The sequence below is a fragment of the Bordetella genomosp. 9 genome (assembly GCF_002261425.1).
Lineage (GTDB): Bacteria > Pseudomonadota > Gammaproteobacteria > Burkholderiales > Burkholderiaceae_B > Bordetella_C.
The window spans coordinates 854,748-879,914 of the sequence record NZ_NEVJ01000003.1; the positions used below are offsets into that span (position 1 = coordinate 854,748).

16 protein-coding genes are annotated in these 25,167 nt (G+C 66.7%); 8 read left to right on the top strand and 8 right to left on the bottom strand.

All coding sequences use genetic code 11. From position 1 onward, the window contains the following. Positions 1 to 15: 15 nt before the first annotated feature. On the bottom strand, positions 16 to 753 hold the full coding sequence (gene rph, locus CAL26_RS15030) for a ribonuclease PH (RefSeq protein ID WP_094847684.1): 738 nt from the start codon (positions 751 to 753) through the stop codon (positions 16 to 18). A gap of 146 nt (positions 754 to 899) precedes the next feature. On the opposite strand from rph, the gene CAL26_RS15035 reads away from it, so the two are divergent. The 4 genes from CAL26_RS15035 (at position 900) to CAL26_RS15050 (ending at position 4,942) form a co-directional block, all read left to right on the top strand. Further along, entirely contained in the window at positions 900 to 1,850 is a 951-nt protein-coding gene (locus CAL26_RS15035) for a YicC family protein (RefSeq protein WP_094847685.1), read from the top strand. A 78-nt stretch (positions 1,851 to 1,928) separates the two neighbouring features. Next, positions 1,929 to 2,891: a Bug family tripartite tricarboxylate transporter substrate binding protein gene (locus tag CAL26_RS15040; RefSeq protein WP_094847686.1), complete on the top strand. Its 963-nt coding sequence runs from the start codon at positions 1,929 to 1,931 to the stop codon at positions 2,889 to 2,891. A 109-nt stretch (positions 2,892 to 3,000) separates the two neighbouring features. Further along, positions 3,001 to 4,560: an LVIVD repeat-containing protein gene (locus tag CAL26_RS15045; RefSeq protein WP_094847687.1), complete on the top strand. Its 1,560-nt coding sequence runs from the start codon at positions 3,001 to 3,003 to the stop codon at positions 4,558 to 4,560. A gap of 40 nt (positions 4,561 to 4,600) precedes the next feature. Further along, on the top strand, positions 4,601 to 4,942 hold the full coding sequence (locus CAL26_RS15050) for an SDR family oxidoreductase (protein ID WP_256988447.1): 342 nt from the start codon (positions 4,601 to 4,603) through the stop codon (positions 4,940 to 4,942). A 27-nt stretch (positions 4,943 to 4,969) separates the two neighbouring features. On the opposite strand, the gene CAL26_RS15055 is transcribed toward CAL26_RS15050, so the two are convergent. The 6 genes from CAL26_RS15055 to CAL26_RS15080 form a co-directional block, all read right to left on the bottom strand. Beyond that, entirely contained in the window at positions 4,970 to 8,575 is a 3,606-nt protein-coding gene (locus CAL26_RS15055) for a hypothetical protein (RefSeq protein WP_094847689.1), read from the bottom strand. Between the two features lie 135 nt (positions 8,576 to 8,710). Then, entirely contained in the window at positions 8,711 to 12,862 is a 4,152-nt protein-coding gene (locus CAL26_RS28660; RefSeq protein ID WP_306437099.1) for a hypothetical protein, read from the bottom strand. Positions 12,863 to 14,842: 1,980 nt separating this feature from the next. Continuing rightward, entirely contained in the window at positions 14,843 to 15,949 is a 1,107-nt protein-coding gene (locus tag CAL26_RS15065) for a vWA domain-containing protein (protein ID WP_256988449.1), read from the bottom strand. Between the two features lie 26 nt (positions 15,950 to 15,975). Then, positions 15,976 to 17,139 (bottom strand): DUF58 domain-containing protein, encoded by a 1,164-nt coding sequence (locus CAL26_RS15070; RefSeq protein ID WP_094847692.1) that lies wholly within the window; start codon positions 17,137 to 17,139, stop codon positions 15,976 to 15,978. Continuing rightward, positions 17,117 to 18,130 (bottom strand): AAA family ATPase, encoded by a 1,014-nt coding sequence (locus CAL26_RS15075; protein ID WP_094847693.1) that lies wholly within the window; start codon positions 18,128 to 18,130, stop codon positions 17,117 to 17,119. Before CAL26_RS15075 ends, CAL26_RS15070 begins: the two co-directional genes overlap by 23 nt. A gap of 12 nt (positions 18,131 to 18,142) precedes the next feature. Next, entirely contained in the window at positions 18,143 to 19,207 is a 1,065-nt protein-coding gene (locus CAL26_RS15080) for a trypsin-like peptidase domain-containing protein (RefSeq protein WP_094847694.1), read from the bottom strand. A gap of 73 nt (positions 19,208 to 19,280) precedes the next feature. On the opposite strand from CAL26_RS15080, the gene CAL26_RS15085 reads away from it, so the two are divergent. After that, a complete protein-coding gene (locus CAL26_RS15085) occupies positions 19,281 to 20,345 on the top strand; it encodes a VWA domain-containing protein (protein WP_094847695.1) in 1,065 nt (354 codons plus the stop codon). Between the two features lie 45 nt (positions 20,346 to 20,390). On the opposite strand, the gene CAL26_RS15090 is transcribed toward CAL26_RS15085, so the two are convergent. Next, positions 20,391 to 21,353 (bottom strand): bestrophin family protein, encoded by a 963-nt coding sequence (locus CAL26_RS15090; RefSeq protein WP_094847696.1) that lies wholly within the window; start codon positions 21,351 to 21,353, stop codon positions 20,391 to 20,393. A 177-nt stretch (positions 21,354 to 21,530) separates the two neighbouring features. On the opposite strand from CAL26_RS15090, the gene CAL26_RS15095 reads away from it, so the two are divergent. The 3 genes from CAL26_RS15095 to CAL26_RS15105 all read left to right on the top strand — a co-directional run bounded on the left by CAL26_RS15095 (position 21,531) and on the right by CAL26_RS15105 (position 25,165). Continuing rightward, complete coding sequence (locus CAL26_RS15095; RefSeq protein ID WP_143277439.1) at positions 21,531 to 21,917, top strand: hypothetical protein; 387 nt, start codon at positions 21,531 to 21,533, stop codon at positions 21,915 to 21,917. A gap of 202 nt (positions 21,918 to 22,119) precedes the next feature. Next, the gene (locus tag CAL26_RS15100; RefSeq protein WP_094847698.1) at positions 22,120 to 24,213 is read left to right on the top strand and encodes a TonB-dependent receptor; all 2,094 of its coding nucleotides are present in this window, start codon (positions 22,120 to 22,122) and stop codon (positions 24,211 to 24,213) included. 364 nt (positions 24,214 to 24,577) lie between these two features. Then, on the top strand, positions 24,578 to 25,165 hold the full coding sequence (locus tag CAL26_RS15105; protein WP_094847699.1) for a C40 family peptidase: 588 nt from the start codon (positions 24,578 to 24,580) through the stop codon (positions 25,163 to 25,165). The last annotated feature ends 2 nt before the right edge of the window (positions 25,166 to 25,167 follow it).

Sequence of the window (25,167 nt, forward strand, 5' to 3'; positions counted from 1 at the left end):
TGCCACCGCCCGTTTTCAGGCCAGCGCCTGCTTCTGCGCCTGGACCAGCCCATTGATGCCATGCTCGGCCAGCGCCAGCATCGCGTCCAGCTCGGCGCGGCTGAACGCCACGCCCTCGGCGGTGCCCTGCACTTCCACGAACGCGCCCGCGCCCGTCATGACCACATTGACGTCGGCATCGCAGCCGGAGTCTTCTTCGTAGTCCAGGTCCAGCACCGGGCGCCCATCCACCATGCCCACCGATACCGCCGCGACGTGATCGCGCAAGGGGTTCGCCGCCAGGTCGCCGCGCTTCATCAACAGCCCGACCGCGTCGGCCATCGCCACCCAGGCGCCGGTGATGCTGGCGCAGCGCGTGCCGCCGTCGGCCTGCAGCACATCGCAATCGATATGCAGCGTGCGCTCGCCCAGCGCCGCCATATCGATCACGGCGCGCAGGCTGCGGCCGATCAGGCGCTGGATTTCCTGCGTGCGGCCGGATTGCTTGCCGCGCGCCGCCTCGCGGTCGCCACGCGTGTGCGTGGCGCGCGGCAGCATGCCGTACTCGGCCGTCACCCAGCCCTGCCCCTGGCCCTTCAGGAACGGCGGCACCTTGTCCAGCACGCTGGCCGTGCACAGCACATGGGTATTGCCGGCCTTGATCAGGACGGATCCTTCGGCATAGCGCGTAAAACCGCGCGTCATCGCCAGGGGTCGCAGTTCATCGGCCGCGCGGCCGGAATGGCGCGTCGGGGAAGAGGCGGATGAGGTCACGGATATCTCCAGTCGGTGGGTACTCAAAATGCAAAATCGCGAAACGGCGTATCGGCGCCGCCCCGGATTGTACGGGCGGCCCCGCCTTCGGGTTATTCTGCCGGCATGCGCTCGCTTCGCGACCGCCCTATTCAGGATGCACCCACATGATACGTAGCATGACTGCCTTCGGCAGCGCCCGCGCCGATCTGGACCAAGGCTCGCTGTCGCTGGAATTCCGCAGCGTCAACAGCCGTTTCCTCGACCTTTATTTCAGGCTGCCGGACGACCTGCGCCACCTGGAAGCGCCGCTGCGCGAACTGTTGACCGGCAGCCTGGGACGCGGCAAGGTCGAAGTGCGCGTCAGCTACACGCGCAATGCCGCCGCCGACCTGGATCGCCTGGATCCGCTCTGGCTGCAGCGCCTGGCCGAACAGCTGCAGGCGGCGCGCCAGATCCTGCCCGAAACCGAGGCGCCGCGCCTGGTCGAGCTCTTCAACTGGCCCGGCCAGCGCAACAACGACGCGCTGGATCCGCAGGCCTGGGGCGCGGCCGGCATGCAGGCCGCGCGCGAAGCGCTGGCCCAACTGCAGGACGCGCGCGTCCGCGAAGGCGAACGCCTGGCCGCGATGATGCGCGACTGCGCCACGGGCATACAGAAAATCGTCGACGACGTCGAACAGCACTTGCCGCAACTGCTGGCCGACCATCGCGAAAAGCTGGCCAACAAATTGCGCGAAACCGTGGAAGCGGCCTTCCCTGGCGGTTTCACGCACATCAGCGGCCCGGAATTGACCGAACGCCTGGCGCAGGAAGCGAACCTGTTCGCCATGCGCATCGACGTGGCCGAAGAACTCTCGCGCCTGCGTTCGCACCTGGCCGAACTGGTCCACATCCTGGCCGACGACAAGGCGGGCGGCAGCGGCGACGGCAAATCCGGCAAGCGCGCTGGCGGCAGCGGCAGCGCGGGCAAGCGCCTGGATTTCCTGTTCCAGGAAATGAACCGCGAAGCCAACACCCTGGGCTCCAAGGCCGGCAGCGTCGACGTCACCCGCGCCGCGATGGATCTGAAGCTGCTGATCGAGCAGATGCGGGAGCAGGCGCAGAATATCGAGTGACGTTTTTGAGCGTTCGCTCGCCGCGTTATCAGAAAACGTCAGCGCACCAAGCTGAGATATCACACAAGGGGTCTTGAAATGAAACGGCGGATCTTTGTCTCCTCTCTGGCGCTAATGTCGTTGTGCTTCGCGTCAACCTCGCGGGCCGACGATTATCCGAGCCGGCCGATCACGATCGAAGTGCCTTATAGCCCGGGTGCGTCCGTCGACATCATGGCCCGGATGATCGGCGATCGTTTGCGCGCGAAACTCAATCAGCCGGTCATCGTGGAAAACCACGCAGGGGCCAGCGGCCAGATCGGGCTGAACCGCGTCGCAAGGGCGAAGCCGGACGGGTACACCCTTGGGGTCGTACAGATCACCAATCTGGCGCTCGCGCCGTTCGTCACCACCAAGCTCATGTACGACCCGCAGAAGGACTTCGTGCCGGTCGTCGAGATCGCGGAAAACTATCTTGCGATCGTGTCGAACGTGAACGGGCCGCTGAAGAACATCAAGGACGTCATCGCCTGGGCCAAGCAAGGCAAGCACGAGGTGAAGCTGGGCAGCCCGAGCCAGGGAGGCCTGCCCCATCTGTCGGTCGCCCTGATCGCCTACCAGAATGGTTTCGATGTGCAGAACATCTCGTACAAGGATGTCGGCCCCATCGTCACGGATCTTGCCAGCGGACAACTGGACCTGGGTGTCTCTTCCTACACCAGCCTCGCTCCGTCCATACAATCCGGCCGGGTTCATCTGGTGGGCATCACGGCGAAGGACAAGTTTCTTCCCGACCTGCCCGCGATCGGCGACAGCCTGCCGGGCTATTCCGTACCGGGCTGGAACGGCATCGTCGCGCCTGCCGGGACGGATCCCAAGATCGTGGAAAAGCTGAACACGGCCATCAACGAGATACTTGCCGAGCCGGACATCCAGGAAAAGTTGAAAGCGCTGGGTCTGGTACCGACGATCAAGTCCCCCCAGCAGTTCGCCGAATTGATCAAGAGCGATACGGCCCGCTTCGAGAAGCTGGTCAAGGATATCGGCTTCCAACCGCTCTGATGCCCGGGCGGTCTCCTGCTCGCGAGCAGGTCCATGAAATGGGTATGAGGCTGGTGGATGGCAACAGGCCAGGAAGAGCGGGAAAAACGGGAAGGACAGGAGAGCGGTAATGGCAGCGAACGATGATCACGCCTCGAAATCGGCCGTCGAAGGCGGCCGGGTGGAAGGCGGGCGGGTGGAAGGCGGGCGGGTGGAAGGCGTGATGCCAGGTGGCGGCACCGTGCCGTTCCGCTTGCCGGCCGGTGCATTGAATTATCTCGACCGAAATCAGTACATCTCCAACATGGAGGTCCTCGCCTATTATCCGTCGATCAAGCTGAGGATGTTCGGTGACGAACACTCATGCATGTGGGCAAAGGGAAAGCGCCGCCTCATCGCTTTCCAGGGCGGCTGGGTCGACGTCACGGATCCCCTGAAAGCGACGGTGATCGATGAAGGCGGCCTTCCCACCTTCCAGAGCTGCGTCTACAACCAGCAACTGAAGAAGTGGATCCGCGTGACCGCGCACCAGATGCCGCTGACGCCGGGCACACCGCAATATCCCCATGGGAAATACCACACCGAATACGCTCGCACGGCGATCGATAACCCCGGCTTTCGGGGCATCAGGGTCTACGACGTCACGAATCCCGAAAAGACCCGGCTGCTGAGCGAATTCGAAACAGGCAGCACCGGCCACGGCGTGCATCTGCCCTTCTATGACGGCGGCCGGTACGCGTATCTGTCCTGCGGCTGGGACGACCAGCTGCGCATGGAAAGCACGGAGCGCGTGTACAGCAACGGCTTGATGATCGTGGACATGTCCGACCCCGCCAAGCCGAAGGAAGTCTCGCGCTGGTGGGTTCCCGGGCAGCGGCTCGACGAAGAGCAGTACTACCGCGAGACCTATCCGTTCGCCGGCGACCAGTGCTCATGGACCGGCAACCGCACTCCGTGCATCGTCCCGGCCAGGGTCGAGGATGGCGGCACCGTCGGCTATGGCGGATGGGGGCACTTCGGCATGTACGTCCACGACCTGTCCGACATACGCAATCCCAAGGTTCATGGCCGGGTGACCCATCCGCTGGAAGCCATCGGCGCGATTCCCTATCATCACGTCGTGCCGGTGACGGCCGATCCGCAGCGCTACCCGCAGCTGCAGAATCTCGTCATCGGAATACCCGAAGCCCTGGAGTCCGACTGCCGCGAGCCGTTTCACACGAGCTACGTCATCGACGTGAAGGATCCGGCCAGACCCCGCATCATCGGTCTCTTCCCGCGCCCGATGCCGCATCCCGATGCGCCCTATAAGGACTTCGCGATGGCGCGAGGCCGCTTCAGCTCCCGCGTCATGCAGAACTGGATTGCGCCAGGGAAAGCCCGTCCGGATGTCGTCGCATTGTCGTATCTCAATGCAGGCCTGCGCCTCTTCGACATTTCGGATCCCACAGATCCCAAGGAGGTCGCCTACTTCGTGCCGCCGCGTGACGGCGACATCGACGACTACATGAGCTGGCGTCGGGGGACGACGGAAGCCGTTTTCATCGAATGGGACCGGAACCTGATCTGGCAATCGACGCACGCCGGCATCTACTGCCTGTCGGCCCCCTTCCTGGGCAAGCCGGTGCTCGAGCCGACGGCGGTCTCGCAATGGTCCGTCCCGCATGTGAACGCTGGCTGGGAAGGCTAGCGCTCATCGGGTCCTGAAGAAAGCGGCCGGCAGATCGCTCTTGGGCACCGCCTGTCCCGGTGTTTGCCGCTTTGTCGACCGCCCCTGCGCGCGAGGCCGTCCGGGCTCGACCTGGGGTCCGACTCACGACAGAGCGCAGGCTCGCGTTGGTCGACGCATTACGGTCAATGCGGTCGCGCCCGGATACGTGGAGGACACCGGGTTTTTCGGCGACGCGCTTTCCGGCACGCAACGCGCGGCCAAGCTCGCGGAAGCAATGAACGGGCGTGCCGGGACGCCGGACGATGTCGCCAACACCATAGGCTGGTTGGCGGCCCCCGCATCCTGCCACGTGACCGCGCAAATCGTCCAGGTCAACGGCGGTGCGGAGCGAGGGCGGTAGCAACGCAAGCAAGAGCCGCCGCGAGCGCTATCGCGCCTTCGACCCCACGAAGAATTCTCCGAAGATCGTTATCCTGGTCTCGCCCTGCGGCCCATCGCCATAGATCTGGCGCGCGCGTATCGTCCCGGGTGCGCTCTTGCAGCCCCAAATGCCGCAATCCGCCCCGATATCGAATGGCGACGGCGGCAGGAACACCGCATCCGTCGTCCACGTGCCATCGGCGGCGGCCGTCACGAATTGCGTATCGCCGCTGCCGCCGATCTGGCTGACCTCCACCAGCGCGCCTGGCGCGGCGGTACCGGCCACGCTGGTGGGCGGCGGCGGGTTACGGTTGGTCCAATACATCAACGTATTGTTCGCCGGCGACGAAATCACGATGGGTTGCAGGACCGTGAACGTGCGCGGCGCGGTCGAGCCCGACGGTTGCGTCTGCTGCGCAGCCACGCTGTAATTGCCCGCACCCGCTACCGGGTAGGGACCGCAGGACCACGCCCCGTCCGGCTGCACCTGGGCCTGGCACTGCGGCCCGCCTGTCAGCGTCACGGACGCACCGGGAACGCCGTAGCCCCGCACCACATAGGACTGCCCGACCATGACCTGATCCGCCATGGGCCAGGCGATATAGAACACGGCGCTGTTGGGACACGTCGCGCCTCCGACGGGATACTGCACGGACGCCTGGTCCAGCGGATAGCCATCCAGCACCTGCGTCGCGGTCAGGCTGTAGCAACCGGGCCCGCTGGACATCAGGTTGGGGAACACCCACTTGCCGTCGCCTTCCACGACGCTGAAGCCCAGGTCATGCAGGCCCATCAGCTTGAGGAAGATCTGCGCATTGGGCTCGCCGTCGCCCGGCTTGTCCACCGTCGCCACCTTCGCCACGTCGACCGTCACGGTGGCCGCGCCCTGGGGCTTGTCGTCCACGTACTCGGTCGCGGTGATCGACAGGCGGACGCCGTTCGCGCCATAGCTGACCAGCGGTACCCGATCGGTCGCCCACACGCCGTTGACGATATCGATCGGCGCCAGCGGATCGTTGCCCACCACGACCTTCGCCACCGCGCCGCTCTGCCCCGTCCCGCGCACCTGGATACCGTCGACAGGGTTGTTGCTGGACACCACGGATTGATCGCGCGGGCTGCCGATGGAAATGCCCGTCGCCGTGGCCACCGAGAAAGGCCGGCCCACCGGGGGATCCTGCCAACCCGGGCCGCTTTGCACACTGTTCGCCGTATAGGATGTTCCCGCCGCCAGGCCCATGACCGTGCACGTCCATCTGCCCTTGTCGTCCGCCGTGGTGGAGCATGGCTGCGCGGGCGGGGCCGTGACCGCGATACTGGCAAAGGCCTGCCCCGTCCCGCTGACGTCCACGGTGGTATCGGCGGCGGGCAGCACCTGGTTCGGCGCCGGCAGCAACACCACCAATGGGGTCGCGATCGTGAAATCGGCGTATTGAGGATCGTCCGACACGCCCTGCAGGGTCTGGGTCGCCGTCAACAGATAAGAGCCGCCGGGCTGCAGTCCCGCGATCTGGCACTGCCAGTTGCCGGGCGCGGGCCCGATCGTCTGCGGCGCGCACGGCTGGGCGCCGGGGACGCCGACCTGCAGGGTGGTCCCGGGCTGCGCGGTTCCGGACGCCGTGATGGCGGCCGTCGCGGACGCGTACACCTGGTTCTCGGCAGGCGCCGCGATGGCCAAGGGACTGAAATCGGCGATCGAGAATTGGCGCTGCACGCCCGGGTCGATCCAGCTTCCCGCGCCCTGGATCGCATCGCTGCTGCCCTGCGTGACGGTGGCGGTATATGACTGCCCGAAGCGCAGGCCCGCCACCTGGCACGACCAGGAACCGTCGCTGCCCACGACCTGGATGGCGCAGGGCGCGGCGCCCGGCACCGCCACTTTCACGGAAGCCCCAGGCTGGCCATGCCCCGTGAATCGCACCATCGTCGTCTGCGGCGGAAACGACTGGCCTGGGCTGGGCGTGTCGATGGCCAGCGGTTGCGCGACCATGAAGGACAGCGGAACGGCGGGGTCGCTTTGCCCGACCAAGGACTGCTGCACGGTCACGGCGTAGGACGCCGGGGTCAGGTTCTGGATCAGGCAGGACCATGAGCCATCCGCGGCGATCGTGGCGGACGCGCAGGGGCTCGCACCATTCTGCGGTGACAGGGTGCCAGGCGTCACGGTCGCCGCGGGCATGCCGGTGCCGGTCATCAGCAGGCTGGTCTGGCCCGACGGCAGCGTGGCGCCGAACGCGGGATAGCTGATCTTCAGGCCGGGCCAGGAGGAGAAAGTGGTGCTGGTGCCCGGGGCTGACTTGCCGTTGACCATCTGCGACGCGGGCACGCTATAGGTGGTCGGAGGCGGAAACCGGAAGACCGAACCGGTCGTCCATGTGCCGTCCTGGCCAATGATCGTGGTGACGGGCCGCGTCTTGCTGTAGGCAGTGTCTATCGTCACCTGCCCGCCGGGCGTTCCCGTCCCGCTGACCGCCCAGTTCGGCGGCGTGTCGCCATCGATATGGCCGGCATTGGGCGGACTGGTGATCGCCAGGGCAATGGGATCGATATGCAGCGGCCATTGCGCCTGCATGGGGTCCAGCCAGCTCCAGTTCCCACTGTTGTCGTTCACCTCGCCTTGCTGCCAGGCCGCGAGATCGTAGTCGTTGCCTGCCAGCAGGTCCGTCAATCCGCAGGACCAGTTTCCAGAAGGGTCCGCGACGCCGGAACATGTGGGCGCATCGGTATCGTGCGGATCCGACCTGACGACGACGGTGGCGCCGGGCATCGCGGTCCCGGTCACCGTGATGGGATCGCTGGTCCAGGTCACCGGGGACGGCGGCCCGTTGATGACCACGGCCGGAACGGAGATGAAGGTCGCGGTATAGGTCCCTTCCACCGTCGAGGTGACAGTCGCCGAGTACACCTGGCCGGGGGCGAAGTGGTAGGCGGTGTCGGTCGTCCAATTGCCGCCTTTGTCGGCCCAGGGAGATTCGATATGCCCGGTGGCGCTTACGGTGACTTGCGTCTGCGGCGACGCCGTGCCGGTGATGGCGACGTTGGAAGGATCATCGCCGTGGATCGCGCTGTGCTGGCCCGGCCACGTGATGACGGCGGGCTGCTTCGTTCCATCGTAGCCGCCGTCGAAATAGATGGTGATGCTATCGCTCGCGCCCGGCAGCAGCTCCGGGACCCATTCATTCAGGCAACCCCAGGAACCGCAATTCGCGCTGGTGACCAGGCCGTTGCCGGACGACGTGCCCTGAGGACCCTGTATCGTCGTGCACCACGATCCCAGGTTGCAGGCCGCAACGCCCACCTTGAACAGATCGTGCCTGAACGTGAGGGGATAGGGAGCCGTCGGTCCGTTCTCCGTGTCGGGATGTACCGTCCACTTCACCCATTTCGGCTGATAGGCGCAGTTATGAATGATGTGGAAGTGATTGCTGTCCTCCAGGTTGATGCTGGTCGAGCCGTATGAAGGCACATAGATCGAACCCGGGCCGGCGTCGTGCATGCAGCCGTCGTCGGTATGATCGATCGTGATGTTCGCCGGACCATTGTTGACGAATCGGACGCTGTAGGTGGCCGCCCGCGACACCGGACCAGGCAGCGGACTGGACTTTTGCGGCATCGCGGATAACGCGGGCGCCCGCTCCTGGCGCGGCTGCGGCCCGGACGGAGCGGCGGCACTATCCGCGGTAGCCCCCGGGAGCAGCAGCACCCATGCGATCACGACGCCAGCCAAGCTTCGCCACGCTGCCATGCATCACCTCTTGACCTTGGTGTCGACCACGCCGTATATCGTCACGGCGGCATCATTGATCTTCCGGCCGCCGTAGTACTCCGTCACGGTCACCGTGCCGGGATCGCTCCTGCAATCGTAGGAACTCCAATAGCAGTTCTGCCCGTTCCGCGGATAAGGCGGCTGGAAGATCGCGTCCGTTTGCCAATTGCCGCTATCGTCGACCTGCACCGTCACCGGGCCGCCCGAGCCGCCGGTCTGGCTGACCTGCACTTGCGCATGCGGCGTCGCCGTGCCCTGGACCCGGTAGTACAGGCAGTAATTGCCGCCATAACATGGAATCTCCTGCCCATCCCGTGGACTGCCGATCACCGCTGGCGGCGGCGCGCTCGTCGCCAGCGTGAACGACCTCGGGTCCGTCGGCGGGCCGACCTGCTGCGAGCCGTAGAACTCCGTGGCCACCGCCGTGCGTGGACCCGCGGGATTCGGGTCGTCCTGCTCCGTGTACTGCAGCGACCACTGTCCGCGACTGTCCACCAGCGCCTGCCGTGGCGACAGCCCCGACACGGCCACCTGCACGGTATCGCCGCTGGTTCCCGCGCCGGCTATCGTGTACGGCATATAGACCACGGCGTCTTCGCGCGGCTGCGCGATGCTCGCGCTCGCGTTCCCGCCCACGTGGAAGGACACCGGCGCCGATGGCGTGCCCACCTGCGCGCCCCGCGGGTCGTACTGCGTGGCCGTGAGCGTGAAATCCCCGCGCGGCGGCGTGCCGCTGCCGTACTGCTGGAACCACGCGCCTTGCGCGTTGACGGGGATACGGTCATAGGTAGGCAGCAAACCGCTGGCCTCCTTCAAGGTCACCGTCGTGCCCGCCTGCGCCGTGCCGCTGACCGTGTACGGCACATCCACCGTCGCGCCGCCCGCCGGGCTCACGATCGCCACCGGCGCGGGCAGCACCTGGTACGAACGCGGATCGGACGACCCCTGCGCCTGCCCGTTCAGCCACTGCGTCGCCGTGATGGTGTAGCTGCCCTGCCACGGCGTATCCACGCCGTACACCGTCGACCAGTTGCCGTCGGGCCGCACGTCGATGTCCGGATGCGGCGGCAGCCCGTTGTTGCCCGTCACCGTGACCTGCAGTCCCGGCTCCGCCGTGCCCGACACCGTGTAGGGCACTTGTACCGTGGCGCCCTCGGTCGGCATGCCGATCACCACGGCCGCCAGCGGAGGACTGGGCGGCGCCTGCCGCACCACGGTGTAGTGCCGCGTCACGCCATCGCCCACTTGCCGTGGCGTATTGCCCACCATCATCGACTGCGTGGCCTGCACCCAATAGGCGCCCGGCCCCGTATCGTAGGGACTGCAGGACCATAGCCCGCTCGCGGGCACCGTCACCTGGCATGGCGAGCCGCCCCTGGGATCGCTCAACGTGACGGTCGCACCGGCCTGCCCCTGCCCGCTGATCGCGTACGGGGATTGATCGATGACCTGGTTCTCCCACGGCGATGCGATCGTGAGCGCCGACGCATCGACGCTGACGGTATAGCTGAGCGGATCGCTGCGGCCGACGACGTCGCCCGCTATCGATTCCTTGGCGATCACCGTATAGCTGCCGCGCCGGGCCAGGTACACGGCGGACCACGTGCCATCGGGTCGCACGGCGATCGGGCCCACGTCCGGCAGGCCCAGGCCGCGCACCGTGACGCTGGCGCCCACCGCCGCCGTGCCCGCGATCGTGTACACCAGGTCGCTGATGGCCTGGCCCGCCGTCGGCTGGGTGATGAGCACGGGCGCCGCCGGCGCGGCCACCGCGTAGTCGCGCTGCACCGACGGGCCCGCGATCTGGCCCCCGATCCATTGGGTGGCCGTCACCGAGTAGGCCCCGGACGCCAAGGTATACGGGCCGCATTGCCACGTGCCCTGCGGCGTCACCGTCGTGTAGCAGGCGTTGCTGGCCGGCCCCGTCAACGTCACCACCGCGCCCGGCTGACCACCGCCGCCGACCGGCGAGTACGCGCCCACGGTCGCGCCGGGCGCCGGCTCCAGGATGCTGACATTGGTCGGCGCCGCCACGGCGGTGACCGTATAGCTCACGGGATAGCTGCTGCGCCAGGCCGGCCCGCCGTCGGGACCGGCCTGCGTGGCTGTCGCCGTATAGCTGCCCGCCTGCGAGATGTACGTCGTGGACCAGGCTCCCTTGCCGTCCACCGGGATGTTGGCATGCGTGGGCAAGCCCGCTCCCGACACGGTGACGTATGTACCTGGCTGTCCGCCGCCGGCTATCGTGTACGAGGAATCGAGGATCTGCTGGCCGCCCTGCGGCGTGGCGATCGACACAGCCACCGCGCTGCCTTGCGCGGTGTAGCTCACGGTCCCTGGCGCGCCGGCCTGGATGCCGGCCGTGGACGCCTGCACCGTCACGTCGTGACCGCCCGGCACCGACAGATATTGCGTGGACCACTGGCCGCTTCCGTCCGCCTGCAGCGTGCGCTTGATCGCGAAGCCTCCGGTGCAATCGGGCAAGGTGCCGCCATTGCAATCGACCAGCGACAACGTCGCCAGCGGCTGCGCGCTGCCCTGCACCGTCAGCAATCCCGTCGGCACCGAGGCGTTCGGCGTGGGCAGTCCCACCTGCGTCGGCGCCAGAGCCACGGTGTAGTCGCGCGTGGTCGGCTGCGCCTGCGCCACCTGGTCGATGTATTGGGTGGCCGTCGCCGTATAGGCCCCGGCCACCGGCACCAGTTGCGGCGACTGCCATGTGCCATCCGCCTGCACCTGCAACGTCCATTGCAGCAGCCCGGCCGCGCCGGCCGGCGCCTGCGTGCTGTCCAGCAGCACCGTCGCCCCCGGCTCTCCGGTGCCCGAGACTACATAGGTCCCACTGGTCACGTTCGCGTATTCCGCGGGCACCTGGATCACCGCCGCCGGGGTGCCCACCGTCACCTGCACCGCGTTCGAACTGGTCGGTACCCCCGAGAGCGTGTGGGTCACCGTCACCGCGTAAGTACCCAGCTGATCGGTCGGATACTGCCCACACGACCAGTCGCCCGTGATGGGCACCGGATCCACCGTGCACAAGGTATTGCTCCCGCGCTTCACTATCACTTGCGCGCCGGGAAAGCCCCTGCCCACGATCGCGCGCGACTGGTGCAGCACCAGGGCCAGCTGCTGCGCGTTCTGCTCGATCTCCACCGCCACGTAGAAATGCCGCGTCACCGGCTCGCCCACCGGCTTGCCCTGGCGATAGATCTGCGCGTTCACCGTGTACTGGCCGCCCGGGGGAAACGGCAGCCAGGGCGAGCGCCACGCGCCGGTGCTTGGACTGATCGGAATATCGATACCACCGTCCGGCCCGCCGCCGCCGCGGCCCGCCGGATTGCCGTTCTTCAGGTCGAAGCCCGGCGGCCAGAGATGCGACGTATCGCCGCCGGAATTGCCACCGCCGCCGCCACCCTGGTGTCCACCGAAGTGCACGTTGTTGCCGCCGTTGCCTCCGCCGCCGCCACCTCCGCCGCCGCCCCCTCCTCCGCCACCACCACCGCCACCGCCGCCCCCCGATCCGCCGCCGGTCGTACCGCCGTCCTTCGGGTCGTCGATGTTGTCCTTATCCTTATTCTTATTGTTGTCGTCGTCCGTCACGCTGTACTGCCGGGATACCGTGTTGAAGTAACGGCCGTCGATGTACTCCTTCACGGTCAACGTGCGCTCGCCTTCCTCCGTCGCCAACACGCTGCAGCGCCAGTAGCCGGTGGCGTTCACCGTCACGTCGCCGCTGGTACACAGCGCGGCGTCGTTGGCCAGCACCGACCGCGATTGCGTCAGCGTCGATCCCTGATCCGTGATCTTCAATGTCGCGCCCGGCTCCCCGGGGCCTTGCGCCACGAACAACCCCTTTTCCTTCACGTCCCCGTCCTGCAGGTTGCTCACGTCCACGGGTTCGCCGATTTCGAAGGTGCGGGTGATCGTATCTACCCACTCGGGGGGATCCGTCGGAGCAAGCAGTTTCACCGTCATCACATAGGTGCCGGGCGTTTTGTCGGTGAAATCCGGACACTGCCATGAAGCGTCCGGCTTCACATCGATCTTGCAGGTGTAGTCTCCGGAATAAGACGCGCCGTCCTTCGTGATCTCGCTTATGGAAACCGTGAACCCTGGCGATCCGGTCCCGGACACGTGCACGGTATCTTCGGGATGATAGGCGCCGTCATCCTTGTCGCGTGGCGCGGAAACGGCAAACTCTGTCCCTGCTTGAAGATCGATATGTATCTGGTGAAGGCCGGTCCGCTCGCCATTTGTAAATTGGCTCGCCCATAACGGCGTGGGTTCCACGACGTACATCGCTATGCTCCGGGACGAGGGATCTTGTACGTCCACGTGAGCAAAGATCGAATCCGACAACTCCGCCTGGCTATCGGCTCCGGACTGCCCCACAAGCTGCGTCATGAATCGCTCCGACACGCTGTCGTGATCGTGCGGAGAAAGAATGCTGATCGGCGCAACCGGCCCCCCATACGCGCTATACCCGGCTTGCGCGGTGCGATTGCTCACCCCCTCGGCTGTATCGTCCGGCAACCGTTGCACGGCTGTCAGTCTATACGCTTGGCCATCGCGGGCAACAGGGAGCGGACACACCCATTTCCACAAGCCGTCTGGCTCAACCCAGCTACAGATGGACGTCGATTGCGACAGCGCGTCTGCCAAGCTTGTACCGATATCGATGATCGACTCTGCCGAGCCCGATCCAAGGACAGAAAACTTGTCCAGTACAAGGTGCGTACCGTCTCGATGGTAGTTTCCTGATGTCGTAGTCGGTGCCGTAAATTTCACGGCACCCACGTCGCCATAGGGAAGAAACACCCAGTCTGCCGCGACGATCTCCTGGCCCGCATCGGGGACTATCGCGGCCGTGAGTTCGCCTTCTGAATCCGGCGTCTGCGGCCCCGGCATGAAATCGGTCGATATCTGGCAGGCCCAGTCTCCCTGCGGACCGACCGGTATATTTGCACCGTCCGGTCCATAGCAATCGAGATCGCCCAACCACGCCGTAATAAAAGCGCCGGGCGGTCCCTTGCCCTTTACGTTCAGGATGGCCGGCTTGCCGGCGAACAAATAGGTTCCTGGCACCGGGGCCGTAATCAGAACGCTGGAAGTGATCCTCTGCACCCACAGGGGATCTGCGAGCGATGTGACGAGTACGCCTGGCGTGGATTTTCCCAGGGCAGACTCCTCAACGGTGGAGGTGGATTGAACACCGAGCAGATATCTGCTGCGGTATACAAGCGGCCCGCCCGACGCGCCGGACAGCATTGACGTGACTGGCGGCCCGATCAACCGGACCCCTGCACCGCCCTCGCCGTCCACAACCCTGCCCATGGACGAGAAGGCAACCACGCCTCTCGTCAGCGGGTATGGATCCCTACGTGTTGCCGAACCCCCATATCCATACAGCCAGGTATTTTCGGCGTCCTTGCCGGGGTTCAAGTCCACACGCGCTATTGGAAGCAACTCCGACGGCTCGGTGCGCGCCGCCTTGGCTTCGGTCATCATCATCAGCACGTCGCCGCCATATCCAGCCGATGTATCCGGTTGCCTGCAAATCCGAGAAATCGCCACGCTCTGTTGCCGCGTATCGTTCAAATAGAGGATGCGAAAGTCCTTGATATGGGAATTCGTCGTCGCATCGAGGCACTTGTCGTCCGACGCAGCAATCGGCACGGAGCCGGAGACGCAGTGGTAGGCCGTCAAGATATAGTCATGCGTCAGTGATGGATTCTGCTTGTCCGTGCTTTGCCAGACCACCGAGCCCGAGCATGTATGCCACCACCCGAAGTTGGGATCGAGCTGTTCTATGGATACGATCCCGGGGGACTCGCCCAGCGGGATTTCATCATGGCGCAGCGGCCGTTGTGCCGATGCAGACGCAGTTGTTAAAAGCAGCGCTGCGCCAAGCCACACCGGCGCGCGCAAGCGTCGCCCGCGCAGCCGGTCTATTCCATATACCCAAGTCCCCACCCGCATCCCCTTCGATCCGGACGCATCACGGCATCAGGATATCCAGCGACGCGAACGGCGGGTGTTAATCCGCGGCAAAGCGTTTTGAAATGCGCGCCGCGCAGCACGGCGCGATGCCACGCATGAAGGAAGCGCCCGAGGCTACAGCACGCGCCCGAACCACCAGAGCGACACCAGCCCCGCGCAAGCGGCGAGCAGCGCGCCCAGGGCGGCGAACAGGGCCGTGATTTCGACCATGTCCTGCTTGTCGAAGGCCAGGCGCGCGCTGAGGATGCTGTAGACCTTCTTCAAGCCTTCCGCGTCTTCCGCGCGGAAGTATTCGCCGCCAGTCGTATCGGCGACTTTCTTCAGGACCGCTTCGTCCAGCCGCACGCGCGACGACCAGCCGTCCACGGTGATGACCACGCCGTCCGGCGTGCCGATGCCCACCGTGTAGATACGCACGCCGTGCGCGGCGGCCACCTGCGCGGCCTGGATGGCTTCGGGACCGGTATTGCTTTCGCCATCCGACAGCAGCACGATGGCGCCGGCGTTGTCGGGCGTCGACGCCGACGGCGGACTTTCCCGCGGCAGTCCCAGTCCATTCGACGCCTGGTCCGCCGGGCCGCGCGGCGCGGCGCGCGCCCCTTCCGACCGTCGCGGCGGCTTGGCCTTGTCTTCCTTCATGCTCTCGTTCATGAAGCGATCGACATCGATGCCCGCCTTGGGCAGCAGCGTAACCAGCGCGATGATCAAGCCGTTGCCCAGCGCCGTGCCGCGCTGCGGCTGCAGGCGGTCCAGCGCGGCGGCGACATCTTCCTTGCGGCGGCTGGGCGCCTGCGCCACGGAAGCCGTACCGGCCACGGCGACCACGCCGATGCTGACATCAGCCGGCTGCGCCTGCACGAACAGCTTGGCCGCCTGCCGCGCCGCCTGGATGCGATTGGGCTTGATATCTTCCGCCCGCATGCTGCCCGACGCATCCATGGCCAGGATGATGGTCTGCAGCCGCGACGGCAACATCATCAGCGCCTGCGGACGCGCCACCGCCAGCAATAGCGCGGTCACCGCGAGCAGGATCAGCGCGGCGGGGAAATGCCGTCGCCAGCCCGCGCCGCCCTGCACCCGCAGCCCGGTGATCTTCAATGCCGGATAGCGCGCCGCCGCGCGCAGCCGCCGCCTGTCATGCCACACGTAAAGCAGCAGCAGTATCGGAACGAGCACCAGCAGCCACAGCATGCGGGGCCACAGGAAGCTGACGGTAGGCATGGCATTCATGGCTGCTTACGACCGTATCAAGGCTGACGCCGCGCCGCGCCCGCGCGCCTGTCGGCGGCCCCCTTGGGCGCGCCGCTGTTCGTCATCAGGACTGCGCGCAGATGCTCCTGGGAACGGGCCGGCGCGACGCCGGCCACTTCGGCCACCGGCGCGTCCGCGCCCTTCGCGTCGCCACCCGGGCGGCGCCGCTGCTGCGCGAACTTCAGCAAGGCCAGGTCCAATCGCTCGTCGGTCGCCAGCGACAGGCAGGCCACGCCGGCACGCGCGAAGGCATCGCGCAGCTGTGCCTCCCGTGCCGCCGCCGCTTCGACGAAGCGCTTGCGAAACGACGCATCGTGGGTGTCGACCAGCAGCTGCTCGCCGGTCTCGGCGTCCTGCAGGACCACGAGCCCCAGATCGGGCAAGGCCGATTCCAGCGGATCGACCAGGCGCACCGCGACCACGTCGTGCTGCCGCGCGAGCAATCCCAGCGATGTTTCCCAACCGGGCGCGCTGATGAAATCGGACACCACGAAAACCGCGGAACGCCGGCTGACGACGCCGCGCGCATGGTCCAGCAGATCGCCCAGGCGCGTCTCGCCCCGTGCCGACGCGGGCGCCGCAGGCGCCGCATGCATGCAGTCCAGCACGTGCAGCAGATGGCGCCGGCCGGCCCGGGCCGGTACGACTGCGGGCCGCGCGCCCTGCGCGCCGGAATACAGCAAGGCGCCCACGCGATTGCCATGGCGGGTCAACAGGCGCGCCATGACCGCCGTGAAATCGCCCAGCAAGGCACGCTTGCGTATGTCGCCGGACCCGAAATCCACCGACCCGCTCAGGTCCAGCAGGAACCAGGCGGCGATCTCGCGATCTTCCTGGAATTCGCGTACATGCGGCGTCTGCAGCCGCGCCGTGACGTTCCAGTCGATGTAGCGCACGTCGTCGCCGGGCTGGTATTCGCGCAGATCGGCGAAGTCGATGCCGAAGCCGCGGAACAGCGTGCGGTAATCGCCTTGCAGCAGGCCGTCCAGGCGGCGGATGACCGTCCATTCCAGGCGCCGCACCAGCGCGTCGGCGCGCCGCGTGCGAATGGCGGCCGCGCCATCGCCCGGGACGCCGCCGGACGCGCCGTCCCCCGGCGCATCCGACGCCGCGCCATCGGCGCCGCGGGCGCGCCGGCTAGGCTTCCGCCACCCGAACATGGGATTCCAAGGGGCGCTCGGGCGCCGGCATGGCCTGCAGGATACGAACGATAAGCTGGTCGGCGGTCACGCCATCGGAGAGCGCTTCGTACGACAGCACCAGGCGATGGCGCAGCACGTCGGGCACCAGGTCGATGACGTCCTCGGGCAAGGCGTAATCGCGGCCGCGCAGGAACGCCAGCGCACGCGCGCCTTCGATCAGGCCGATGCTGGCGCGCGGGCTCGCGCCGAACGAGACGTAGCGGTCCATGTCGGCAAGGCCGAAGCGTCCCGGCGAGCGCGTGGCCGCCACCACGCGCACCGCGTACTGGATCAGCCCGGGATCGACGTACACGCGGCGGCATTCCTCTTGCAGCCGCGCCAGTTGCGCCGGCGTCGCGACGGGGTTCACGCCGATCGACGCCCCGGTGAAACGGTTGACGATGACGACTTCTTCCTCTTCCGTCGGATAGCCGACCAGCACCTTCATCATGAAGCGGTCGATCTGCGCTTCGGGCAAAGGATACGTGCCTTCGGTCTCGATGGGATTCTGCGTGGCCATCACCAGGAACGGCGTGGGCACCGGATGCGTCTCGCCGGCGATCGTCACCTGTCTTTCCTGCATGACTTCCAGCAGCGCGCTCTGCACCTTGGCCGGCGCGCGGTTGATCTCGTCGGCCAGCAGCAGGTTGGCGAACACCGGTCCCAGCACGGTGGAAAACTCGCCGGTGCGCTGGTTGTACATGCGCGTGCCCACCAGGTCCGCGGGCAGCAGGTCCGGTGTGAACTGAATGCGCTTGAAGGAGCCGCGCATGGTGCGCGCCAGCGTATTGACCGTCAGGGTCTTCGCCAGGCCCGGCACGCCTTCCACCAGCAGATGCCCGCGCGCCAGGATGGCGACCAGCACCCGCTCCAGGAAGTGGTCCTGGCCGACCACCACGCGCTTGACCTCATACAGCAGGCGTTCCATCAGGTTGGCGCTGTCCACCGCGCCCATGGGTAGGTCGTTCATACGCCTCCGCGTTCAGAAGGGAGAAATGCCCACGGCCGTGCCCGCGCTTTCGATTGTGGTGGCAAAGCCGATGCCGAGGAAAGTCTTGCTGTTCGTGGGGTTCAGGATGGCCGTCACGATGCCGACCACCTCGCCGTCCATGTTCACCAGCGGACCGCCGGAGTTACCGGGATTGGCGGCCGCGTCGAACTGGATGAGATGATCGAGATCCTGCTTGCTCTCCGGGGACACGAACTGGCGATTCAGGCCCGACACCACGCCGGACGACACCGACGGGCCGATGCCGAAAGGAAAACCGACGGCGACGACTTCGTCGCCGGGCGCGAGATTGCGGCTGGAGCCCAGCGTGGCGGCCGGCAGGTCGTCCGGCAGCGATGCCGCGCGGATGACGGCCAGGTCCTTCTCGGGCTGGGCGCCGACGACCGTGGCTTCCGATTCGTGGCCGTCGTAGAAGCGCACCTTGAGGCGGCGGGCGCCCGCGATGACGTGGAAGTTGGTCAGGATGACGCCCTGGTCGGTGATGACCACGCCGGAGCCGATGTTGACGGCTTCGTCCTTGTCTCCCGGGTCGTCCTTGTTGCCGGGCTTGTCGGTGCCCGGCTTATCGGCGCCCGGCTTGTCGCCTTGCGGCGCGGCGCCCGGCGGGGTCGCGTCCGCGCGCGGGCCGTTGCCGGCGTCCGGGCCGTTCGCTCCAGGCGCATTCGCACCCGGGCCGTTCGGTTCCGGCTTGCTGCCGTCCGGCGTGCCGGCCCCGGGTTTGCCCGCGTCCGGCTTGTTCGCGTCCTGGCCCGGAGGCTTGCCGGCGTCCGCCGATTTGTCGGTCGGCGCGGCGCCGGTTTTCTCGTCGAGCTGCGGATAGCCGATGATCTCCACCACCGACGGCCGCACCGCTTCGGCGGCGCGCGCGGTGCGCGACGGCAGGCTCTTGGTTTCCAGGGTGTGCAGGACAGCGGCATCGATGTCCTTCTGAGTCAGCGGACGAAGCTTGGGTTGCATCAGCCAGGCTGTGCCGAGGCCGGCCACGAAAACCACCGCGACCGCCGCCGCTACCCATCCGTATATCGCAACCCTTTTCATCGTTGCCACCGGAATTCCGCCTCGTCGTGGAGGTACAGTACCATCGTCGCATCCATGCGCCAAGGAGAACTGCATGAGGTTTCTCTGGCCCGAATTGCTCTGGCTGCTATTGGTGCTGCCTTTGCTCGCCGCCGCTTACTTTTATGTACTGGCGCGACGCAAAAAAGCCGCCGTGATCTACCCCAACCTGGCGCTCGCGCGCACCGCAATGGGGCCTGGCCAGCGGCTGCGAAGACACGTCCCTCCTTTTCTTTTCTGGCTGGCGCTGGGCGCCGCGCTGCTGGCATGCGCCCGTCCCGCCGCCACCGTCACGCTGCCCGCCGATACGCTGACGCTGGTGCTGACCATGGACGTGTCGCGCAGCATGGAAGCCGCGGACGTGCAGCCGACACGGCTGATCGCCGCACAGGAGGCCGCGCGCAATTTCATCAAGGAGCTGCCGGCCAGCGTCCGCCTGGGTATCGTCGCTTTCGCCGCGGCGGCCACCGTGGTGCAGCCGCCCACCGACAATCGCCAGGACATGCTCGATGCCATCGACCGCTTCGAACTGCAACGCGGCACGGCCACCGGCAGCGGCCTGATCGTGGCGCTGGCCACCTTGTTTCCCGATGACCGCACGGAGTTCGATGCCTTGCTGCTGAACGATCCGGCGTCGCGTTTCGGCCCCCTCGCGGCGCCGTTGGGCAACGCCGATGCGGCCAACGATGCGCTCAAGCGCGAACAGGAGCGCCCGCCCCGGGAGCCCGGCTCATACCGCAACGGTGCGATCATCCTGCTCAGCGATGGCCGCCGCACGACCGGCCCCGATCCGATGGAAATCGCCCGCATGGCCGCCAAGCGCGGCGTCCGCATCTACACGGTGGGCTTCGGCACGCAGCAAGGCGCGACCGTCGGCGGTGAAGGCTGGTCGTATTTCATGCAATTGGACGAGACCACCTTGCGGGCCGTGGCGAAGCTGACCGGCGGCGAATATTTCCAGGCGGGCTCGGCCGCCGACTTGAGCCAGGTCTACAGCAAGCTGAGCACGCGGTTTTCGCTGGAGCGGCGCGACACCGAGATCAGCGCCCTGCTCGCGGCGGCGGCCGGCGTGCTGCTGGCCGTGGCCTGCATCCTTTCGGTGCTGTGGTTCAGGCGATGATCGACCGCCGTATCGTGGCCTGAGGACTGATCCGGGAAGCGACGTCTAGTCCAGCCGATAGCGCGCGTCGGGAACTGGCACGGGCCGCAGATCGGTGTCGCCCAAGGTTTCCCTCAGCGAACGCTCGATGTGGATGGCGAGGGCGTCCAGCGGCAGGTCGTTGGCGTCCTGCCCGAAGGGATCTTCCAGCTCGCCGGCGATGGTGTGCAGCGCCATGAATGCGTAGGAGATGAACACCGCGATGACCGGCGTCGCCCAGCCCACGCTTTCCACCAGTCCCAGGGGCAGCAGCACGCAATAGAAATACGTGGTCCGGTGCAACAGGACTTCGTAGGGATACGGCACCGGCGTGGTCCGGATGCGCTCGCAGGCGCCGGACGCCTGGGTCAGCGTATCCAGATGCGCCAGCGCCCAGGCCAGCAGGACGTCACCGATGCGCCCTTCCTGATGCCAGGCGACGATCCGCTGCTGCACCAGCAACAGCACGCCATGCGGGCGATAGGCCAAGGCCCGGATGTCGCGGACTTCGGTTTCACCGAGCAGCGCGCGCAGGTCTTGCTCGGGGTCCGAATCGCGCAGCTGATGCTTGAGAACCTGCACGAAAGCGGTAAGCAGCGCCACGACCTGCCGGGCGTCCTGGGATGCGCCGCCGGCGTCTGCCCGCGTATTGGCCGCCGCCCGGGTATCGCCTGACCCGGGAACCGTGACGGCAAAGCGCGCCAGGTCGCGCGTGGTCGACGTCAGCGTTCCCCACTGCTTGCGGCCTTCCCAATACCGTTCGTAGCAGGCGCTGTTGCGAAAGCTGGCGAAGATCGCCAGCGCCACGCCGATCAGGGAAAACGGCACCGGACTCAATGAAAAGAGGAAGGCGTCGCTGCTTCGGTAACCCCACAGGGCGGCCAGCGATAGCGCGAAGATGATGGCCAAGGGGACCAGGATGGTGTTCTGCACCGAGTTTTCCCAGGCGAACAACATACGGAACCAACCGGTTTTGGGGCGCACGATCATGGGCTCGCACCATACCGGCGGGCCGTGTCGCACGCAAGGAGTACTTCAGAATTCTCCCGTATCTGATATGAAATAATATATCATTACATAAGAGAGCGAAAAAGCATCGCGGGCGGTACAAGCCCCCTCTTCCAAATCATCCGGGGAAAGCAGTTGCCGCAGGCGCACAGTCCGTTCATGTCATCAGCAAGGCGTCCGACCGTGCGTGTCGCCGCCTTGCTTTGGCTATGGCTGACGGTGATCGTCGCGCCCGTGGGCGCGACCTTGCATGCGATGTCGCACCTCGCGCCGCGCGCGGGCGCAGTCGTCGCGACGCCTGCACGGGAATCCGGCCCGGAAGCCGCCGCCACGCAGGGCGATCAGCATGGCGCCGCGGCGCATTGCCATGTGTGCGATGAATGGCAATTCCTGGATCACGTCCTGCCCAGCGTGGCGTTCACCGGCGATCCGCCGGCGCCGGCGGATTCCCCCAGCCCTCTGCCGCTGGCCATGCGCCTGGCGGTCGAAGCGCCATGGATCCTGGCGCGCGCGCCACCGGGGCGTGAACCCGGCGTCGACGCCTGACGCCAAGCCGGCGCGGCCCGATCTGCGCCAGCCGATCTGCGCCGGCCGGCCTCCTCGGGCCGGCCTGGGCGGCCCCGCCTGGGCGGCCCCGCCTGGGCGGCCCCGCCTGGGCGTCGAGTCCCCGGCCGCCACACCTGCCCATATCGCTTCCACCTGACCGTTCCCCGGTCCGGCACGACCTCTTTTTGCCTGTGAAAAAAACATGTCTCAACACTCCCACGCCTTCCCGCTCGCGTTGTCGCTGAGCGCCACGCTGGCCATTTGCGCCGCGCCGGCGGCACGCGCCCAGGATGCCAACACGCCCGCGGCCGGCGCCAGCGCGCAACCGCCCACGGTCACGCTCCCCACCGTGATCACGACCGGCAACCCGCTGGGCAGCGCCGAGATCGCCGCGCCGACCACCGTCCTGGAAGGCACCGGCCTGGACCTGCGGCGCGCCGACACCCTGGGCCAGACGCTGAACGGCCTGCCGGGCGTGTCCACCACCACCTACGGTCCCATGGTCGGGCGTCCCATCATTCGCGGCATGGACGGCGATCGCGTCCGCATCATGAACAACGGCCTGGGCTCGGTGGACGCATCGTCGCTGTCCTTCGACCACGCCGTGCCGCTGGACCCGATGAGCGCCAGCCGCATCGAGATCGTCCGCGGACCGGCGGCCCTGCTCTATGGCGGCAACGCCGTGGGCGGCGTGGTCAACGTCATCGACGACCGCATCCCGACCGAACCGGTACAGGGCATCCATGGACAATTGCAGGGCGACTGGGGTGGCGCCAACAACAGCCGTTCGGGCGCGGTGCAGGTCGAAGGCGGCGACGGCAGGTTCGCCATCCGCGCCGACGGCTTCGGCCGCGAGACCGACGAGCTGCGCATCCCGGGCTATGCCCGATCGCCCGCCCTGCGCGCCCAGGACGATCCGGACATGGACCAGCCGCGCGGCCGCCTGCCCAACAGCGACGGCTCGGTGCACGGCGGCGGCGTGGGCATGGCATGGACCGGCGACAGCGGCTACGCCGGCATTTCCTACAGCGGCTACGACTCCGACTACGGTTCCGTGGCGGAAGACAGCGTCCGCCTGAAGATGCGCCAGGAACGCTTCGGCGCCACCGGCAAGGTCGACGATCTGGACGGTCCGTTCAAAAGCCTGAAGTTCGACTTCGCGTACACGGACTACACGCACCGCGAAGTGGATGACGGCGTCACCGGCACGGTGTTCAAGAACCACGGCTACGAGGCCCGCGTCGAAGCCCAGCATCGCGACCTGGGCCCGCTGCATGGCGCGCTCGGCCTGCAGGTCAGCCAGACGCGTTTTTCCGCGCTGGGCGACGAAAGCCTGGTGCCGACCACCGCCACCGATTCCTTCGCGCTGTTCGACGTCGAACAGTGGGATGTGACGGACCGGCTGAACCTGAGCCTGGGCGGCCGCGTCGAATACACGCGGCTGTCGCCATCGGCCGGCGGCGTCGACAAATTCGACGGCGCATCCAGGCGCGACTTCACCGCCGGCAGCCTGGCGCTGGGCGCGGTGTACAAGCTGGACGGCATCTGGTCGCTGGCGGCCAACGCTTCCTACACGGAACGGGCGCCCACCTTCTACGAGCTGTATGCCAACGGGCCGCACGACGCCACCGGCCAGTACCTGATCGGCGATCCCTCGCTGACCAAGGAACGGTCGTTCTCCGGCGACCTGGGCCTGCGGTTCAAGAACGGTCCGCACCACGGCAGCATCGGCGTGTTCTACAGCCACTTCCGCAACTACATCACCGAAGTGAACACCGGACTGTTCACCGACGACGATGGCGACATCGTGCCGCGCGGCACCGACGATGCCTTGTCGCAGGCGGTCTATCGCGGGGTGCCGGCGGACTTCTACGGCGTCGAAGCCGACAGCACCTTTCGGATCCTGGACCGAGGCGCGCACAAGCTGGATCTGCGGCTGTCGGGCGACTACACCAACGCCCGCAACAGCGACACGGGAGAGCCGCTGCCGCGCATCCCGCCGCTGCGGCTGGGAGTGGGGCTGGACTACAGCCACGGCGCCTGGGGCGCGGGCGTGTCCGTCACCAAGGCGTTTGCCCAGCATCGCCATCCGGACAACGACGACAGCACCGCCGGCTACTACAAGCTGGATGCGGACCTGACCTACAGCTTCCGCGTCGACAAGACGCAATGGCAGGCCTACCTGCGCGGCACCAACCTGACCAACCAGGAGATCCGCTACGCGACGTCCGTCTTGCGCGACATCGCGCCGGAAGGCGGGCGCGCGGTCATGGTGGGACTGCGCGCCAGCTTTTGACGGGATTTATATGCGAACCCGCGCGCTTTTTCCGCAATCTTTGCGTATGGCGCGGCAAACTTCGCCTGTGACGTGAAAGCCAGGCGGTTCGCCACCGGCAACAGCCGATGGCGCTGAGATCGGCCCGCCGCGGCGGCCAGGAAGGGTGGATTCGGTCCGTCTTCCTGCCGCTGTTACGGGCTGATTTCAGCGTGCCGGAGGGTTGTCACCAATTGCCGCCAGGATGCGCGAGATAGCAAGATATTCCCCGCAGATGTAAGAAATATTTCCGTTGTACAATCCGATTCGCGAACTATTTCCGCATCCGCCGGCTTGAACGCAGTTGAAGCCACGCCATTCCACTCCGATTGTCTGAAGTGAAGTTATGACGCCGCCGACGAGACGCTTTACCTTTTCTCGAGTTTTCCTTCCCGCCGCCCTACTGACCATCGCCCTCTCCAGCCTGCCCGGCACCGCCGGCGCGATGATTTCGTCAGACGCCATACCCAGCCTCAAGGGGCTGTCTCCGACCGACCTGCCCACCGTCCCCTCGCTGCGCGAGCGCGTCGTCGCCGCCGGCCTGGACGCCCTGGGCACCCGCTATCGCTACGGCGGCGACGATCCCGATACCGGATTCGATTGCAGCGGCCTGGTCAGCTTCATCTACAAGGAAGTGGCCGGCATGGACCTGCCGCGCCGCGCCCGCGACCAGCGCGCCGAAGGCCGCGCGGTGAAGACCGCCCAGCTGCAGCCCGGCGACCTGGTGTTCTTCGGCATCCGCCGCCAGAACCAGACGTCGCACGTCGGCATCTACATCGGCAACAACGAATTCGTGCACGCGCCCACGCGTGGCGAAAAAGTGCGCATCGACACGCTGGACAGCGCCTACTGGTCCAAGCGCTTCAATGGCGCGCGCCGCTATATCACCCCTGGCGAAGCCGCCGGGCTGGCCGTGGCGTCGAACGCCCGATAGCG